This is a genomic window from Myceligenerans cantabricum (genome assembly GCF_054777735.1).
The window spans coordinates 145,888-163,864 of the sequence record NZ_BAAHAJ010000005.1 but is presented as its reverse complement, the minus strand read 5'-3'; the positions used below and the strand labels follow the sequence as shown (position 1 = coordinate 163,864).

The 17,977-nt window shown below is 72.2% G+C and carries 16 protein-coding genes; all 16 read left to right on the top strand.

From position 1 onward, the window contains the following. Window positions 1-118 precede the first annotated feature (118 nt). The 16 genes from ACYU96_RS05605 (at window position 119) to nuoK (ending at window position 17,967) form a co-directional block, all read left to right on the top strand. On the top strand, window positions 119-712 hold the full coding sequence (locus ACYU96_RS05605; RefSeq protein WP_460750035.1) for a DUF6230 family protein: 594 nt from the start codon (window positions 119-121) through the stop codon (window positions 710-712). Further along, entirely contained in the window at window positions 703-2,229 is a 1,527-nt protein-coding gene (locus ACYU96_RS05600; protein ID WP_460750032.1) for a DUF6114 domain-containing protein, read from the top strand. Before ACYU96_RS05605 ends, ACYU96_RS05600 begins: the two co-directional genes overlap by 10 nt. Window positions 2,230-2,366: 137 nt before the next feature. Further along, complete coding sequence (locus tag ACYU96_RS05595; protein WP_460750029.1) at window positions 2,367-3,857, top strand: isochorismate synthase; 1,491 nt, start codon at window positions 2,367-2,369, stop codon at window positions 3,855-3,857. A gap of 196 nt (window positions 3,858-4,053) precedes the next feature. Continuing rightward, window positions 4,054-4,749, top strand: coding sequence for a demethylmenaquinone methyltransferase (locus ACYU96_RS05590; RefSeq protein WP_460750027.1), 696 nt, complete (start codon window positions 4,054-4,056; stop codon window positions 4,747-4,749). Between the two features lie 405 nt (window positions 4,750-5,154). Beyond that, entirely contained in the window at window positions 5,155-6,459 is a 1,305-nt protein-coding gene (locus ACYU96_RS05585) for a geranylgeranyl reductase family protein (protein WP_460750025.1), read from the top strand. Then, window positions 6,456-6,815, top strand: a complete 360-nt coding sequence (locus tag ACYU96_RS05580; protein ID WP_460750022.1) for an NADH-quinone oxidoreductase subunit A — start codon at window positions 6,456-6,458, stop codon at window positions 6,813-6,815. The genes ACYU96_RS05585 and ACYU96_RS05580 overlap by 4 nt, the downstream gene beginning before the upstream one ends. A gap of 17 nt (window positions 6,816-6,832) precedes the next feature. Further along, a complete protein-coding gene (locus tag ACYU96_RS05575) occupies window positions 6,833-7,384 on the top strand; it encodes a NuoB/complex I 20 kDa subunit family protein (RefSeq protein ID WP_460750020.1) in 552 nt (183 codons plus the stop codon). Beyond that, window positions 7,381-8,133: an NADH-quinone oxidoreductase subunit C gene (locus tag ACYU96_RS05570; protein WP_460750017.1), complete on the top strand. Its 753-nt coding sequence runs from the start codon at window positions 7,381-7,383 to the stop codon at window positions 8,131-8,133. Before ACYU96_RS05575 ends, ACYU96_RS05570 begins: the two co-directional genes overlap by 4 nt. A gap of 83 nt (window positions 8,134-8,216) precedes the next feature. After that, window positions 8,217-9,530, top strand: a complete 1,314-nt coding sequence (locus ACYU96_RS05565) for an NADH-quinone oxidoreductase subunit D (RefSeq protein WP_460750587.1) — start codon at window positions 8,217-8,219, stop codon at window positions 9,528-9,530. Then, window positions 9,527-10,339 (top strand): NADH-quinone oxidoreductase subunit NuoE, encoded by an 813-nt coding sequence (nuoE, locus tag ACYU96_RS05560; RefSeq protein WP_460750014.1) that lies wholly within the window; start codon window positions 9,527-9,529, stop codon window positions 10,337-10,339. The genes ACYU96_RS05565 and nuoE overlap by 4 nt, the downstream gene beginning before the upstream one ends. Next, the gene (nuoF, locus tag ACYU96_RS05555) at window positions 10,336-11,700 is read left to right on the top strand and encodes an NADH-quinone oxidoreductase subunit NuoF (protein WP_460750011.1); all 1,365 of its coding nucleotides are present in this window, start codon (window positions 10,336-10,338) and stop codon (window positions 11,698-11,700) included. The genes nuoE and nuoF overlap by 4 nt, the downstream gene beginning before the upstream one ends. Further along, the gene (locus tag ACYU96_RS05550) at window positions 11,700-14,675 is read left to right on the top strand and encodes an NADH-quinone oxidoreductase subunit G (RefSeq protein ID WP_460750009.1); all 2,976 of its coding nucleotides are present in this window, start codon (window positions 11,700-11,702) and stop codon (window positions 14,673-14,675) included. The genes nuoF and ACYU96_RS05550 overlap by 1 nt, the downstream gene beginning before the upstream one ends. Continuing rightward, window positions 14,672-15,967, top strand: a complete 1,296-nt coding sequence (gene nuoH / locus ACYU96_RS05545; RefSeq protein ID WP_460750006.1) for an NADH-quinone oxidoreductase subunit NuoH — start codon at window positions 14,672-14,674, stop codon at window positions 15,965-15,967. Before ACYU96_RS05550 ends, nuoH begins: the two co-directional genes overlap by 4 nt. Beyond that, window positions 15,957-16,802: an NADH-quinone oxidoreductase subunit NuoI gene (gene nuoI / locus ACYU96_RS05540; protein WP_460750003.1), complete on the top strand. Its 846-nt coding sequence runs from the start codon at window positions 15,957-15,959 to the stop codon at window positions 16,800-16,802. Before nuoH ends, nuoI begins: the two co-directional genes overlap by 11 nt. Further along, on the top strand, window positions 16,799-17,668 hold the full coding sequence (locus ACYU96_RS05535; RefSeq protein ID WP_460750000.1) for an NADH-quinone oxidoreductase subunit J: 870 nt from the start codon (window positions 16,799-16,801) through the stop codon (window positions 17,666-17,668). The genes nuoI and ACYU96_RS05535 overlap by 4 nt, the downstream gene beginning before the upstream one ends. Further along, window positions 17,668-17,967 (top strand): NADH-quinone oxidoreductase subunit NuoK, encoded by a 300-nt coding sequence (gene nuoK, locus ACYU96_RS05530; RefSeq protein WP_460749998.1) that lies wholly within the window; start codon window positions 17,668-17,670, stop codon window positions 17,965-17,967. Before ACYU96_RS05535 ends, nuoK begins: the two co-directional genes overlap by 1 nt. Window positions 17,968-17,977 lie beyond the last annotated feature (10 nt).

Genomic DNA, 17,977 nt, shown 5'->3' with positions numbered 1-17,977 from the left:
TTCCGCCATCGGCGCCCGAACGGCCGCTCCGAGACAATTGACTCCAACTCAGTAGTCGGCTACGGTCGCGGGCGACGACGAAGGAGTCGCCCTCGACCTGTGTCCAAAGGGGAATCACATGAAGCTCAGCAACCTCACGAAGTCGCGCAAGGGGCGGGTGGCCCTCGCGGCGGTCCCGGTGGCCGCCGCCGCCTCCCTGCTTCTCGGTGGCGTGGCACAGGGCGCGGTGCCGGTCTCGTTCGCCATCGCGGGCGGTGAGTTCAAGATCGCCGCGGACCAGCTCAAGGGTGAGGGGTTCTCGCAGTACGCCGGCCAGGCGACCGCCGCCGACGGTACGCAGCACCCCGCCGCCATCGCGAACATCAAGGACGCTCAGCTCTACAACCTGTGCCAGACCGTCGTGGAGGACACCCCGCTCGGCAAGGTAGGCCTCAAGATCACCGCCGGCGACGGGGAGGAGCCGGCCAAGGCGACCGACCTCCAGATCGGCATGACGGACCTCTCCGGTACCGCGACGTTCCGCGACATCCGCATCGGCGTGGACGCGTCGCGGGTCAACACGTCAGCGAAGGGCGACCAGGGCGACTTCGCCATGGACTCCGACTCGATCGACATCGACGGTCTGCAGCAGGTCTCCTGGAGCACCCAGGCCGCAGTGTTCCAGCTGACCGACCTGAAGCTCACGCTCACGGACGGCGAGGAGTGCTTCTGAACCGGGAGGGCGGTCAGCCCGGAGGCGCCCGCCCCGACCTGCGGGCGAGGTTCGCCGCGGTGCGGCGAGCGTTCGGCCCGTGGCGCAGGCAGCGGCCGTTCGTCGGCGCCGTGCTCGTCATCCTCGCGGGCCTGGAGCTGCTCCTCTCCGGCCCGATCGACCTCGGCGCGCTCGCCGACCGGTTCGGTCTCGCGGGCGTGCCCGACATGCAGCTCGCGGTCGGGATCGAGGGCTTCCAGGCGATCGTCCTGCCCATCGTGCTGATCCTGCTGGGCGTGCTGTCCATGCTGCAGCCCGTCCACCGGGTCTTCTACGGCGTGATCACCCTCGTCATCTCCGTCTACACGCTGTCCGGCGTGAACCTGGGCGGCTGGGTCGTCGGCTTCCTGCTCGGCGCGATCGGCGGCGTCGTCGTCGTCTCGTGGTCGCCGCAGGACGGCGCGGCCGCGGAGGGCACGGAGGGTGGTGACGCCCGGAGCGGCGGCGTGTTCGAGGTGTCCGACGACGCGCCCCCCGAGGTGCCCGACGACGCGACTGGTGACGCGCCCGAGAAGATCACCGCGATCGACGGCGGCCGCCAGACGCTGCACACGAGGTCCGCGGCGGTCGCGCTGGCCGGTGCGCTCGTGCTCGGCGGCGTGCAGCCGGCCTCGCTCCGCACCGCGGGCGACATCTGCTGGGACCCGCTGGACTGGATCCCGAGCATCACCTGCGACGAGGACGAGGACGGGGCGGACCCGTCGCCGTCCCCGAGCACTTCGGGGTCCGAGGGCCCGGTCGACGAGGCCGTCGACGACGTGACCGACGGGCTCGACGACGCCGTCGACGGTGTCACCGGCGGCTCGGGCGGCTCGGGCGGTTCGAAGGACGACGGTTCCGACGGCTCCGAGGACGACGGCGCGTCGCCCGAGGGGTCGGACGACGCGGCGGCCGAGCTGTTCTCGACCGACGCGTCCGAGAAGGGCCTCTCGGTGGGGTACGTCTGCGACGGGGAGAAGCAGGACGTCACCCTGCCGATGATCCCGGCGGGCGAGGACAACACGAACACGTTCTCGCTCCCGGCGGACCTCAGGACCTCGGACCTCGAGATCAGCGGGATCAGGTCCGTCGCGCTCGTCTCGGTCCCCGTGACCCACGAGGCCGAACGCCGGGACGCGCTACGGATCGTCGCGGACCACGTGAAGGCGCCGGGCTTCTGGCTCAAGTCCTATGCGTACGACACCGACGCGGAGGGTGCCCCCATCGAGGCGGGCACCGACACGGCTGCCGGCTATGTCTCGATGGACGGCGACGCGACGTTGTACATCTCGGGGATCAACCTCGGCTGCCCGGACTTCGACCAGATCGCGGACGAGCCGCCGGAGTCGGTGATCGCGTGGCTGCTCGCCCTGTCGGGTGCGCAGATGGACCTGCTGGGCGCGACGTCGGACGTCCAGGTGTGGTCGGGATTCCGCGAGCAGGTGTGGGGCGACCCGCTCCACCCGGTCGGCGAGGGTCCCCAGGCGGGAGACCCGTGATCCGCTGACCCCGCCGTCCTCCGCGAGACCTGCGGCCGCCGGGGCGGCGAGTGCCTCCGGGGACCCGCTACCCCGGCGGTTGTGATCTCTGTCGCCGCCGGGCGGGATCGCGGGTGGATCGACCTATTCTGGATGCGATGACGATCACTACGCCGCCGGCCACCGACACCCCGGGCTCCGGCACCCTCGCGCCACCGCGCCTCGTGGTCCGTACCTCCCGCGTCGACGACCTGCCGGAGGACCTCACCGCGCTCGTCGACCGGCTGCCCGACACCCGCCCGCTCGCGTGGGTCAAGCACGGCGACGGCATCGTCGGCTGGGGGGAGGCGCTGCGGTTCGAGACGTTCGGTCCCGGCCGCTTCGCCGATGCCGAGCACGCCTGGCACCAGGTGCTCGTCGGGGCGGAGGTGCACGACGAGGTCGGCCTGCCCGGCACCGGCCCGGTCGCCTTCGGCTCGTTCGCGTTCGACGACGTCGTCCCCGGCGACGAGGCCGAGGACCCCACGCGCGCGAGCGGCGCGCTGATCGTGCCGCGCGTCGTGGTCGGCCGTCGCGACGGCCGCTGCTGGACGACGACGATCGAGCTCCTGGGCGACCGCGCGGCCCCTGCCCCGGAGGTGCTGCCGGACGCCTATCCCCGCACGCCCGTCACCGCACCCGGCCGGGTCGCCGCCACGGACGGGTCGGTCGCGGCGGAGGACTGGAAGGGCGTGGTCGCCGAGGCGGTCTCGCGGATCCAGGAGGGCGAGCTCGAGAAGGTGGTGCTCGCGCGCGACGTCGTCGCCACCACTGAGCACCCCGTGGACCCGCGCCACCTGCTCGGGCGGCTGGCCGAGGCCTACGAGGCGTGCTGGACGTTCAGTGTGGACGGGCTCGTGGGGGCGACGCCGGAGCTGCTGGTGCGCAGCGAGAAGGGGCTCGTCATGTCCCGCGTGCTGGCGGGCACCATCCCTCGCACCGAGGGCCCCGGCCACGACGCGTCCGACCTGCTCACGGCCGCGCGCCTGGCTCGCTCGTCGAAGGACCTGGAAGAGCACGAGTACGCGGCGCGCTCGGTGGCGGCCGCCCTGGAGCCGTTCTGCTCGTCGATGAACGTGCCCGACGCGCCGTTCGTGCTGCATCTCCCGAACGTCATGCACCTGGCTACCGACGTGACGGCGGTGCTCGGCCGCCCCGGCGGAGGTACCCCGCACGGCGCGGTCCGCGACGGGCAGGACGAGGCTCAGCGGTCGGCGTCGTCCGCCGCGGGGGGTCAGGAAGCGCCGGGGCCGTCCTCCCGGGGTGGGCGTGAGGGGGACCAGCGGCCGCCGTCGTCCCTCTCGCTGGCCGCCGCCCTGCATCCGAGTGCCGCCGTGTGCGGCACGCCGACCGTGGCCGCCCGCGCCGTGATCCGCGAGATCGAGGGCATGGACCGGGCCCGGTACGCGGGCCCGGTGGGCTGGGTCGGCGCGGACGGTGACGGCGAGTGGGGCATCGCCCTGCGTTCGGCCGAGCTCTCGGAGCGCGACCCGCGCCAGGTGCGGCTCTTCGCCGGCTGCGGGATCGTCGCGGCGTCCGACCCGGTCACGGAGCTCGCGGAGTCGGAGGCCAAGCTGCAGCCGATGCGCTACGCGCTGGGCCAGGCCTGACGCGCGGTCCCGCCCCCTGGCCGGTCGGTGCGCGCCTGCCGGCCTGTCGGGGTGACCGTTGGCGTCCGCGTGGTCGGTCCTTTCTTGAATGATCGGCAGATTGATGTGCCGATCATTCAAGAAAGGACCGACCGCTGTGGCTGGGGGCGCCGGCGGGTGGCGCGGGGCGGGAGTGCGGGCGTGGGACGATGACCGCATGTCACGTGCCAGCCTGGAGAAGAAGCCTGCCGAGGTCGCGTCGATGTTCGACGGCCTCGCCAAGCGCTACGACCTCACCAACGACGTGATCTCGCTGGGACAGGACCGGCGGTGGCGCAAGCTGGTGCGGGAGGCCGTCGGCGCGCAGCCGGGCGAGAAGGTGCTGGACCTCGCGGCCGGGACGGGCACGTCGAGCGAGCCGTTCGACGACGACGGCGCCCTCGTGGTCCCCTCCGACTTCAGCCTCGGCATGCTGCGGGTGGGCAAGGAGCGCCGCCCCGACCTGCCCTTCGTCGCGGGTGACGCGACGCGGCTGCCGTTCGCGGACGAGTCCTTCGACGCGGTGACGATCAGCTTCGGGCTGCGGAACGTGGTGGACACCTCGGCGGCGCTGGCGGAGATGCTGCGGGTGACCCGGCTCGGCGGGCGCGTCGTGATCTGCGAGTTCTCCACGCCGACCTGGATGCCGTTCCGCGTGCTCTACCAGGAGTACCTGATGCGGGCCCTGCCGAAGGTGGCGGGCGCGGTCACGAAGGACCAGGGCTCCTACGACTACCTGGCGGAGTCGATCCGTTCCTGGCCGGACCAGGTGGCGCTGGCCCGCCTGATGCTCGACGCGGGCTGGAAGCCGGTCCACTACCGCAACACGACGGGCGGCGTCGTGGCTCTCCACCGAGGCACCCGCCCGGTCTAGCCGCTCCCGGCCGCCGACCTGCGGCCGCCGACCTGCCGGCCGCCAGCCGTCGCCGAGCACGCCGTCGTGCCGAGCGGGAAGGCTCCCGCTCGGCACGACGGCGTGCTCGGCGAGGGGGACGGGGACGATGGCGTGGTCGGCGACGGCGGCCGGGCACGACGGCGTGCTCGGAGCGTGCTCGGGGAGTGTGTTCGGGCACGGTGAGGTGGTCGGCGGGCTCGGTCGGCTGGGGTGTCGTGGCCGATGGGGGCGCGGCGATCGCGTCGTGACGCCGGTCACCCCGGAAGTTAGGTTCGCCTTGCTACCCAATGTCCGGCTCGTGTGGCTAGGGTGGCGGTGTTGTGACAGGGTTCACAAGGGCATGTCACTACACACAGCATCGAGTTCACAATCGGGGGTGAGCACGTGCAGCACCGAAGCGACGACGCCGACGTCATCGTGGTGGGCGCCGGCCCGGCCGGGTCGTCCACCGCGCACTGGTGCGCGTCCGCGGGGCTCGACGTCCTCCTGCTCGAGAAGGCGGAGTTCCCCCGCGACAAGATCTGCGGCGACGGCCTGACGCCCCGCGCGGTCTCCGAGCTGGTCCGCATGGGTGTCGACACCGACGAGCGGGACGGCTGGATCCGCAACCGCGGCCTCCGCGTGCACGCCACGGGCCGCTCCTGGGAGCTCGACTGGCCGGACCTCACCGCCTACCCCGGGTACGGCATGGCACGCGCCCGGGAGACCCTCGACCACACGCTCGCCCAGCACGCACAGGCCAGCGGCGCCAAGCTGCTCACGCGCACCAAGGTCACCGGCGCCGTCGCCGACGAGCGCACCGGCCGGATCTCCGGCGTCACCGCCCAGCCGCTGGACGGCCGCGGCCGCGCGGAGGGCCCGGAGCGCACGTTCCGCGCGCCCGTCGTCGTCGCGTCCGACGGCGTCAGCTCGCGCCTGGCGACCGGCATCGGGCGGATGCGACGCGACGACCGGCCCATGGGGACCGCCGTCCGCGCGTACTACACGACGCCGCGGCACGCCGACCCGTTCATGGAGTCCCACCTGGAGCTGTGGTCCGGCGAGCCGGGGAAGTCCGACCTGCTGCCCGGCTACGGCTGGGTGTTCCCCCTCGGCGACGGCACCGCCAACGTCGGTCTCGGCAGCGTGCACAGCACGCCCGCCCGGCAGTCCGCGGCGAGCATCGACTACCGGGCCCTCCAGGACACCTGGCTCACCCACTCCGCACCGGAGGGCTGGGAGCTCAGCCCCGACGCGGCCACCAGCAGGGTGCGTGGCGCCGCGCTCCCGATGGGCTTCAACCGCGGCCCCCTGTACGCCGACGGGCTGCTCCTCGCGGGCGACGCCGCCGGCATGGTGTCCCCGTTCAACGGCGAGGGCATCGCCTACGGCCTCCAGGCCGGGCGCGTCGCCGCCGAGGCGATCGCCTCCGCCCGGCACAAGTCGACCGACGCCGCCCGCGAGGCCGCGCTCGCGACCTATACGGACCGCATGCGCGCGGACCTGGGCGGCTACTACACCCTGGGCCGCTGGTTCGTGCGGCTCATCGAGCACCCGCAGATCATGCGGGCCTGCGTGAAGTACGGGCTGCCGCGCCAGGTGGTGATGCAGTTCGTGCTCAAGCTCCTGTCCGACTGCTACGAGCCGCGCGGCGGCGACTGGATCGATCGCACGATCGCCGGCATGACGAAGGTGGTACCGACAGCATGAACCCGTATCTGCCGATCCTGATCCTCATGGGGATCGGGGCCGTGCTCGCGCTCGGCGGTGTCGCCGCGAGCGCGGTCATCGGCCCGAAGCGCTACAACCGCGCCAAGCTCGACGCGTACGAGTGCGGCATCGAGCCGACGCCGAACGCGCTGGGTGGCGGCCGGCTGCCGATCAAGTACTACCTGGTGGCGATGACGTTCATCGTCTTCGACATCGAGGTGGTCTTCCTCTACCCGTGGGCGGTCGACTTCACCACCCTCGCCACGTTCGGACTGGTCGCGATGTTCGCCTTCCTGGCGATCATCACGGTGCCGTTCGTCTACGAGTGGCGCCGCGGCGGGTTCGACTGGGTCTGAGAGGTAGGAGACGAGACATGGGTGTCGAGGAAGCACCGTCGGGGTTCCTCCTGACGACGATCGAGGACTTCGCCGGCTACATGCGCAAGGGGTCGATGTGGCCGGTGACGTTCGGCCTGGCCTGCTGCGCCATCGAGATGATGGCCGCCGGCGCGCCGCGCTACGACCTGTCCCGGTTCGGGATGGAGGTCTTCCGCGCGTCTCCGCGCCAGGCGGACCTCATGATCGTTGCCGGGCGGGTCAGCCAGAAGATGGCGCCGGTGGTGCGCCAGGTCTACGACCAGATGAGCGAGCCCAAGTGGGTGCTCTCCATGGGCGTGTGCGCGTCGTCGGGCGGGATGTTCAACAACTACGCGATCGTGCAGGGCGTGGACCACGTGGTCCCGGTCGACATCTACCTGCCCGGCTGTCCGCCGCGGCCGGAGATGCTGATCAACGCGATCCTGGCGCTGCACCACGAGGTTCAGAACGCCCCGCTGGGCGCGAACCGCGTGGAGGCGGCACGTGCCGCCGAGGCCGCCGCCATGGAGGCGACCCCCACGTTCGAGCAGAAGGGGCTGCTGCGGTGAGCGAGGAGAACGACACGTCCGCCTCCGACGAGGGTGCGCTCGAGCGGTCGCGAGCCCAGCTCGAGATCGTCGAGGTCAAGACCGGCATGTTCGGGGTCACCGGCTCCGGAGACACGTCCGGCTACGGCGGCCTGGTCAAGCCCGTCGCGCTGCCGGGCCCGTCGTCGCGCCCGTACGGCAGCTGGTTCGACCGGGTGGTCGACGTGCTGGCCGAGGTGCTGCGCGGCGACGGCGTCGACCCGGGCGAGGCCATCGAGAAGGTGGTCGTCGACCGGCACGGCGCCGCCGACGCCACCGCCCCGCAGACCGAGCTGACGCTGCACGTGGCACGGGAGCACCTGCTGCCCGTCTGCCAGGCGCTGCGCGACGACCAGGACCTGCGCTTCGAGCTCTCGCTCGGTGTCTCCGGGGTGCACTACCCGCACGAGACCGGCCGCGAGCTGCACGCCGTCCTCCACCTGGTCTCGGTGACGCACAGCCGTCGCCTGCGCCTGGAGGTGGCGGCCCCGGACGAGGACCCGCACGTCCCGTCCACCACGTCCGTGTACCCGACCAACGACTGGCACGAGCGCGAGACGTACGACTTCTTCGGCATCGTGTTCGACGGCCACCCCGGCCTGGCGCGCATCGAGATGCCGGACGACTGGGAGGGCCACCCGCAGCGGAAGGACTATCCGCTGGGCGGCATCCCGGTCGAGTACAAGGGGGCCACCGTGCCCCCGCCCGACACGAGGAGGGCTTACTCGTGAGCGCGAGGACGAAGGACCGTGCCCGGTCCGCGGGCGGACCGGACGGCTCCGGCCGTCCCGGCCAGGCGCGCGCGACCCGGCCGATCGACGACGAGACGGCACGTGCCGTCCGCGGTTTCGAGGCCTACGGCGACGGTGACTGGGACGAGATCGCCCGCGAGGCCATCGGCGAGGAACGCATCGTCGTCAACATGGGCCCGCAGCACCCGTCCACGCACGGTGTGCTCCGGCTCATGCTGGAGATCGACGGCGAGACCGTGACCGAGGCCCGGGCCGGCATCGGCTACCTGCACACCGGCATCGAGAAGAACATGGAGTTCCGCACCTGGTCGCAGGGGCCCACGTTCTGCACGCGCATGGACTACGTGGCGCCGTTCTTCCAGGAGGCGGGGTTCTGCCTCGCCACGGAGCGGCTGCTCGGCATCACCGACGACGTCCCCGAGCGCGCCTCGGTGATCCGCGTGCTGATGATGGAGCTCAACCGGATCACGTCGCACCTGGTGTGCCTCGGCACGGGCGGCAACGAGATGGGCGCCACCACGGTGATGACCATCGGCTTCACCGCACGCGAGGAGATCCTGCGCCTGTTCGAGGCGGCTACCGGCCTGCGGATGAACCACGCGTACATCCGGCCGGGCGGCGTCGCGCTGGACGTGCCCGGCGACTTCACCGCGCAGACGCGCGACGTGCTGCCCAAGGTCCGCGGATACCTCAAGGACCTGGGCGACCTGATGCTCGCCAACCCGATCTTCCGGTCGCGGCTGACCGACGTCGGCGCCCTCAACCTGGCCGGCTGCATGGCGCTCGGCGTGACCGGGCCGGTGCTGCGCTCCACGGGCCTGCCGTACGACGTGCGCAAGGCGGCACCGTACTGCGGCTACGAGACGTACGACTTCGACGTGCCGGTCTCGCAGAACGCGGACGCCTACGACCGGGTCGTGCTGCGGATCGAGGAGTGCTACCAGTCGCTGCGGATCATCGAGCAGGCGCTGGACCGGCTCGACGCGAGCGCGGGCGAGCCGGTCATGGTGGCCGACAAGAAGATCGCCTGGCCCGCCCAGCTCGCCATCGGCTCCGACGGCCAGGGCAACTCGCTGGAGCACATCCGCAAGATCATGGGCACCTCCATGGAGGCCCTGATCCACCACTTCAAGCTGGTCACCGAGGGCTTCCCGGTCCCCGCCGGCCAGGCGTTCCAGAGCGTGGAGCACCCGCGCGGCGAGCTGGGGGTGCACGTCGTGTCCGACGGCGGCACCCGCCCCTACCGCGCGCACTTCCGCGATCCCTCGTTCAACAACCTCCAGGCCACGTCGGTGATGTGCGAGGGCGGCCAGGTGGCCGACGTCGTCGTCGCCGTCGCGTCCCTGGACCCCGTGCTGGGAGGTGTGGACCGATGACGGCCGAACCGGTGGAGACCAGGGCGTCCTACGACGGCGAGACCCTGGCGTCCTTGCGAGCCGACGCCGCCGAGATCATGGCGCGCTACCCCGACCCACGCTCCGGCCTGCTGCCGATGCTGCACCTGGTGCAGTCGGTGGACGGGTACGTGAGCCGCGACGGGATCCTGTTCTGCGCCGAGCGGCTCGGGATCACCGCCGCCGAGGTGAGCGCCGTCGCGACGTTCTACACGCAGTACAAGCGCAAGCCGAACGGCACCTACACGGTGGGCGTGTGCACCAACACGCTGTGCGCGGTGATGGGCGGCGACGAGATCTTCGACGTGCTCAGCGAGCGTCTCGGGGTGGGGCACGACGAGACCACGGACGACGGCGCGATCACGCTGGAGAAGGTCGAGTGCAACGCGGCCTGCGACTACGCGCCCGTGATGATGGTCAACTGGGAGTTCTTCGACAACCAGACGCCGGAGTCCGCCACCGCGGTGACGGAGCGGCTGCGGGCGGGCGCGGACGTGGCACCGACCCGCGGGGCGGACAGCGTCTGCTCGTTCAAGCAGATGAGCCGGGTGCTGGCCGGGTTCCCCGACGGCCGTGCGCACGAGGGCGAGGGCGCGGGCGACGCGACGCTCGCCGGGCTGCGGCTCGTCCGTGAGCGCGGCGAGACGTCGTCCCGCAGCGCGGAGGCGTCGTCCGGCGTGCCGGGCGGGCCCTTCCCGGGCGAAGCGGGTTCGAGCGCGGAGCGCGGGACGGCGACGCCGTCGGACGCCGAGGTCGGCAAGGACAAGAAGCCGGGGGAGGACGCGCGATGACCGAGCTGGTTCCCGTGCTGACGGACACCTGGGACGCGCCACGGTCGTGGCGGCTGTCCACCTACGAGAAGCACGGCGGGTACGACGGGCTGAAGAAGGCCCTGGAGATGGAGCCGGGCGACCTCGTGCAGGCAGTCAAGGACTCCGGCCTGCGCGGTCGTGGCGGCGCGGGGTTCCCCGCCGGCATGAAGTGGGGCTTCCTGCCCCCGGACGATGGCGGCCCGCGGTACCTGGTCGTGAACGCGGACGAGTCCGAGCCGGGTACCTGCAAGGACATCCCGCTGATGATGGCGAGCCCGCAGCACCTGATCGAGGGCGTGATCATCACGTCGTACGCGATCGGCTGCAACCACGCCTTCATCTACGTGCGCGGAGAGGTGCTGCACGTGTACCGGCGGCTCCTGGAGGCCGTGGCCGAGGCGCGTCGCGTCGGGTACGTCGGCACGGACATCCTGGGCTCCGGGTTCGACCTGGAGGTCACGGTGCACGCGGGCGCGGGCGCCTACATCTGCGGGGAGGAGACGGCGCTGCTCGACTCCCTCGAGGGACTGCGCGGCCAGCCGCGGCTCAAGCCGCCGTTCCCCGCGGTGGCGGGCCTGTACGCGCGGCCGACCGTGGTGAACAACGTCGAGACGGTGGCGAGCGTGCCGGGGATCGTGTCGCGCGGCGTCGACTGGTTCAAGGGCATGGGCACGGAGAAGTCGACCGGTCACGGCCTGTTCTCGCTGTCCGGCCACGTCACGACGCCTGGTCAGTACGAGGCGCCGCTCGGCATCACGCTGCGCGAGCTGCTCGACCAGGCCGGCGGGATGCGGGGCGGGAAGGCGCTGAAGTTCTGGACGCCCGGCGGGTCGTCGACGCCGCTGTTCACCGAGGAGCACCTGGACACCCCGCTGGACTACGAGTCGGTGGGCGCGGCCGGGTCGATGCTCGGGACGCGCGCGCTGCAGCTCTTCGACGAGTCGGTGTGCGTGGTCCGCGCGGTGAGCCGGTGGACCGACTTCTACGCGCACGAGTCGTGCGGCAAGTGCACGCCGTGCCGCGAGGGCACCTACTGGCTCAAGCAGGTGCTGCACCGCATCGAGGCCGGCCAGGGCCAGGACCAGGACATCGACCTGCTGCTCGACCTGTGCGACAACGTCCTGGGCCGCTCGTTCTGCGCGCTGGGCGACGGCGCGACGTCGCCGATCACGTCGAGCATCCAGTTCTTCCGGGAGGAGTACCAGGCGCACATCGACGGGCACGGCTGCCCGTTCGACCCGTCGGCGTCGGCGCTCTTCCCGTACACCCCGAGAACGACGAGGCCGGGCGCCACGGCCGATTCCGAGCAGCTCGTCGGCGCCGGCGCGGGAGGCCACTGATGACCGTCACCACATCGAAGCCCGAGGGCGAGGTGACCGGGCCGAAGATGGTGACTCTCACCATCGACGGGATCGAGTCGCAGGTGCCCGAGGGCACGCTGATCATCCGTGCGGCGGAGCAGCTCGGGATCGAGATCCCGCGGTTCTGCGACCATCCGCTGCTCGCGCCCGCGGGCGCGTGCCGGCAGTGCCTCGTCGAGGTCGCGATGCCGGACCGCGAGGGCAACGTGCGGCCCATGCCGAAGCCGCAGGCGTCCTGCACGATGACGGTCATGCCGGGCATGATCGTCAAGACGCAGGTTACGTCCCCGGTCGCCGACAAGGCGCAGCAGGGGGTCATGGAGCTGCTGCTCATGAACCACCCGCTGGACTGCCCGGTGTGCGACAAGGGCGGCGAGTGCCCGCTGCAGAACCAGGCGATGAGCCACGGCCGGTCCGACTCACGGTTCGAGGACGTCAAGCGGACGTTCCCCAAGCCGGTGTCGCTGAGCTCGCAGATCCTGCTGGACCGGGAGCGCTGCGTGCTGTGCCAGCGCTGCACCCGGTTCAGCGACGAGATCGCGGGCGACGCGTTCATCGCGCTCCAGGACCGGGGCGCCCACCAGCAGATCGGGCGCTTCGACGAGAAGATCCTGGGCTTCGAGTCCCCGGGCTGCGGCGACGGCGGCTGCGGCTGCGGTGACGCGGAGGCCGCCGCACCGGCGGGCTCCGACGGCCGGGACAGCACCGCCACGACGGCGGTCACCGCCGCGGAGGCTGACCTCCGGACCGGCACGCTGGCCGGCGGAGAGACGGCCGCGGTGCGGCCGGGTGCCGAGACCGATGTCAGCGGGCAGGGGTTCTCCTCCTACTTCTCCGGGAACACCGTGCAGATCTGTCCGGTGGGGGCGCTGACCGGGTCCTCGTACCGGTTCCGGTCGCGGCCGTTCGACCTCGTGAGCGTGGCCTCCATCGCCGAGCACGACTCGTGCGGGTCGGCGATCCGGATCGACCACCGCCGCGGCCAGGTGATGCGCCGGCTGTCCGGCGAGGACGACGTGGTCAACGAGGAGTGGATCACCGACAAGGACCGCTTCGCGTTCACCTGGCAGTCCGCCTCGGACCGGCTGACCACCCCGCTGGTCCGCGACCTGGACGCCGACGGCGTGCCCGGCGACCTGCGCACCGCCTCCTGGGCCGAGGCCCTGGAGATCGCCGCCCACGGGCTGGCCGGGGCGCGCGCCGCGGGTGGCGTCGGCCTGCTGCCCGGCGGCCGCCTCACCGTCGAGGACGCCTACGCCTGGTCCCGCTTCGCACGGCAGGTGCTCGGCACCAACGACGTCGACCAGCGCGTCCGCGCCCACTCCGACGAGGAGGCCGGGTTCCTGGCCCACGCGGTGGCGGGCACGGGCGTCGGCGTCACGTTCGCGGACGTCGAGAAGGCGCCCGCCGTGCTGCTGGTCGGCCTGGAGGCCGAGGAGGAGGCCGGGGTCACGTTCCTGCGGCTCCGCAAGGGGGTCGCGAAGCGCGGCACGAAGGTGTTCGGCGTCGCGCCCTACGCCTCGCGCGGCCTGACCAAGCTCTCCGGCACGCTGCTTCCGGCAGTCCCGGGCGCGGAGGCCGCGCAGCTCGTGGCGCTCCGCGACGTCGTCGTGGACGGTCCGCCGCCGACGACGGCCATCGGTGACGCCACGCCGTCGGCCGCTGCCGCGCTGCGGGAGGAGGGCGCGATCATCCTGGTCGGCGAACGCCTCGCCGCGTCGCCCGGCGCCTACTCCGCGGCACTGTCGCTCGCCCGGTCCGCGGGCGCGCGGCTCGCCTGGATCCCGCGCCGCGCCGGTGAGCGCGGCGGCGTCGAGGCCGGCCTGCTGCCGAACCTGCTGCCGGGCGGCCGCCCGGTCACGGACGGGACGGCCCGCGCACAGGTCGCCGAGGCATGGGGCCTGTCCTCCGCCGCGGGCGCCGTGACGGCGGCCGCTCAGGAAGGTGAGGCCGCGGAGGGTGACGCGACGGCGGAGACCGCCGCCGGGACGCCCGGCTCCTCGCGCCTCCCCGCCGAGCCCGGTCTGGACACGCACGGCATCATCGACGCGCTCAGCGTCGGGCACCTGTCCGGCGCGGTCGTCGGCGGCGTGGAGCTCGCCGACCTGCCCGATCCGGAGCACGCCCGCAAGGCTCTGGCGGCCGCCGGGTTCGTCGTCTCGCTGGAGGTGCGGCGCTCCGAGGTGACCGAGCTGGCCGACGTCGTGCTGCCGGTCGCTCCGCCCGTCGAGCGCGCCGGTTCCTACTGGAACTGGGAGGGCCGCGTGCGGTCCTTCGGCGCCGCGCTGGACTCGACGGCGCTGCCCGACCACCGCGCCCTGCACGCCCTCGCCGCCCGGATGGGCAGCGACCTCGGGGCCGGGACACCCGCCGAGGCGCACCTCGCCGTCGCGGCGCTGGGCGCCTGGACGGGCGAGCGCGCGGACGCTCCCGGTACCGCGGCGACGGAGGACGGCGCGTCGCCGGCCGGCGACGACGGCGGCACCGCGCCCGGGTCCGGTGGGTCGCGCGGCAGGCCCGCCGCCGGGACCGCGGTCCTCGCGTCGTGGCGGATGCTGCTCGACGACGCGCGGGGCCAGGACGGCGAACGCTTCCTCGCGGGCACGGCCAAGCGGCCGGTCGTCCGCGTCTCGGCGTCCACGGCCGCCGGCCTCGGGCTGTCCGACGACGGCCGCGCCGAGGTCGCCACCGACCGCGGCGCGGTCACGCTGCCGGTAGCGGTGACCGCCGGCATGGTCGACGGCGTCGTGTGGCTCCCGCTGGCGAGTGCCGGCTCCCGCGTGCACGACACGCTCGGCGCGACCCCGGGCGACGTCGTCCGGGTCCGGCACGTCGAGACACCGGCGGACCAGGGCCACCGGTCTCCGGCCGCCGGAGACGTGGCGACGTCGCCCGCGGGCGACGAAGGAGCCGAGGACGACGGAGCCGGGCGACTCGGGAAGGAGGAGCGATGAACGGGGTGATCCTCGCGGCCGGAGACGGTGTGGCCGCCGACTTCTCGACCGAGCCGGTTCTCGCGTCCGTGATCAAGGCGGTGCTGATCGTCGTCTTCCTGCTGACGTCGGTGCTGTTCGCGATCTGGTTCGAGCGCAAGGTCGTGGCGAAGATGCAGCTGCGGCCCGGCCCGAACTGGCACGGACCGAAGGGCCTGCTGCAGTCGCTGGCCGACGCGATGAAGCTGCTCCTCAAGGAGGACATCAACGTCACGCGGGCGGACCGGGTCGTCTACCTGCTGGCGCCGATGCTCTCGGTGTCGGCCTCGCTGCTGGTGTTCGCGGTGATCCCGTTCGGGCCCAGCGTGACCATCCCGTTCACGGACTTCACCACGCCGGCGCAGCTCACCGACTTCCCCGTCGCGGTGCTGTACATCCTCGCCGCGGCGAGCGTCGGCGTGTACGGCATCGTGCTCGGCGGCTGGTCGTCCGGGTCGACGTACCCGCTGCTCGGTGCGGTGCGTTCCACGGCGCAGGTGATCAGCTACGAGCTCGCCATGGGGCTGAGCCTGGTCAGCGTGTTCATCATGGCAGGGTCGATGTCGACGTCGCAGATCGTGAACAGCCAGGCGCAGATCTGGTGGTTCATCCCGCTGGCGCCGGCGTTCGTCATCTACGTCATCTCGATGGTGGGCGAGACGAACCGGCTCCCGTTCGACCTCCCCGAGGCCGAGGGCGAGCTCGTGTCCGGCTACATGACCGAGTACTCGTCGATGAAGTTCGCCTGGTTCTTCCTGGCCGAGTACATCAACATGCTGAACGTCTCGGCCGTGGCCGTGACGCTCTTCCTGGGCGGATGGCGCGCGCCGGTCCCGGACGACTTCCTGGGCGGGTTCCTCAACGAGGGCTGGCTGCCCATCGTCTGGTTCCTCGTGAAGGTCTGGGCGGTCATGTTCTTCTTCGTGTGGGTGCGCGGCACGCTGCTGCGCCTGCGCTACGACCAGTTCATGGTCTTCGGCTGGAAGGTGCTCATCCCGGTCGCCCTCGGCTGGGTCGTGGTGCTGGGTGGCGTGCAGTGGGCGCTCACCGTCGCCGACCTGCCCCGTTCGACGTTCTTCTTCCTCGCGGCCGGTGTGGTCGTGCTGGTGCTGCTCCCGATGCTGTTCTGGCCGGAGAAGCGGCGTCGTGCCGAGCCGAAGGAGACCGAGACCATCGACGCGTTCGCCGAGGGCTACCCGGTACCGCCGCTGCCCGGCCAGAAGCTCCCCGCCTCCGAGCGGTTCGGAAAGGAGGTCGCCGGCGATGACCGATGATCCCGGCTACCAGCCGCTACGTCCCCAGGCCAACGGTCTGGGAGAGTTCCTCGCCCCTGTCGCGGGCTTCGGGGTGACGTTCGCCTCGATGTTCAAGCCCCAGGTGACCGAGGACTACCCGCGCAAGAAGGTCGCGCCGCAAGGCCGGTTCCACGGCCGTCACCAGCTCAACCGGTACGCCGACGGGCTGGAGAAGTGCATCGGCTGCGAGCTGTGCGCCTGGGCCTGCCCGGCAGACGCGATCTATGTGGAGGGCGCGTCCAACGCGGACCTGCCCGAGAACGCGGACGCCGCACCGGGCACGCTCGACGCCGACTCGCCGTCGGGGGCCCACATGAGCCCCGGCGAGCGGTACGGGCGCGTCTACCAGATCAACTATCTGCGCTGCATCTTCTGCGGACTGTGCATCGAAGCCTGTCCGACCCGCGCCCTGACGATGTCGAACGACTACGAGCTCGCCGGGAACACGCGCGAGGGGATGATCTACGAGAAGCAGGACCTGCTGGCCCCGATGAGCGAGGGCATGCTGGCCGCGCCGCACCCCATGGCCGAGGGCACCACCGACACGGAGTACTACCAGGGCGACGTCCTCGGGGCGACGCAGGGCCAGGTCGACTGGGTCCGCGAGTACCGGCCGGACGACGAGACCCTGGACGCCGCCGAGGCGGTCGCCACCGGCAAGCAGCCCGCACCGACGTTCCGGCAGCACGAGCTGCGGCCGGACGCCGGGCCCGGCGACGCCGAGAAGGCTGCCGGAGCCGCCGCCGTCGGCTCGGTCCGGGCACCCGCGGCGCGGCCCGCCGGGACCGACACCGTGGCGGGGGTGAAGCGATGACCCCCGACGAGATGGGGCTGACCACCTCGGGCGGTGAGGCGTTCCTCTTCTGGGCGCTCGCGCCGCTCATGGTGATCGCCGCGCTGGGGCTGCTGTTCGTCAAGCGCGCGGTGCACGCCGCGCTCTGCATCGTGTTCGTCATGGTGAGCCTCGCCATCATGTACATCGCCTCGAACGCGCCGTTCCTCGGCGTCGTGCAGGTGGTCGTGTACACGGGCGCCGTGATGATGCTGTTCCTGTTCGTGCTGATGCTGGTCGGCGTCGACGCGTCCGACTCCCTCACCGAGACCATCCGCGGCCAGCGCTGGATCGGGCTGCTGCTCGGCCTCGGGCTGGCGATCGTGCTGGTCGGCGTGGTCTCGCAGGCCACGTTCCAGGCCGGGCCCCCGATCACGGAGGACCAGGTGGCCAACCCGGTCGGTCTCGCGCGGATCCTGTTCGGCGACTACGTGCTCGCCATGGAGACGGTCGGCGTGCTGCTGGTCACCGCCGCGATGGGTGCGCTCATGCTGACCCACCGGCGTCGGCTCGAGCCCAAGCAGACCCAGCGGTATGTCGCCGAGCAGCGCGTCCGGGCCCTGGCCGACGGCGGCACGCTCACCCCGCTGCCCGCCCCCGGCGTGTACGCGCAGTCCAACGCGATGGACACCCCGGCGCTCGGCCCGGACGGGCGGCCGCTGGAGCACTCGGTCTCGCGGGTGCTGCGCATCCGGGGCCAGGAGCGGTCCGCGCCGGCGATCTCGGTGGTCGCGGAGGGCGGGTCCGCCGAGTCGGGCGAGGTCGTGACCTCCGCCGCCGGCAGCAAGATCTCGACCGGACCGGCCACCGGACCGGCCACCTCGACCCACGGTGAGGAGGACGCCTGATGGATGTCACCAACTACGCCGTCCTGGCGTGCATCCTCTTCGCGATCGGCGCGACGACGGTGCTGCTGCGCCGCAACGCGATCGTGGTCTTCATGGGCGTGGAGCTCATGCTCAACGCGACCAACCTCGCCTTCGTGACGTTCGCCCGGATCCACGGCGACCTCACCGGTCAGGTGCTCGCATTCTTCGTCATGGTCGTGGCCGCCGCGGAGGTCGTGGTGGGCCTGGCGATCATCGTGACGATCTTCCGTACCCGCCGCTCGGCCTCGGTCGACGACGTCAACCTGCTCAAGGGCTGAGGGAGGGACC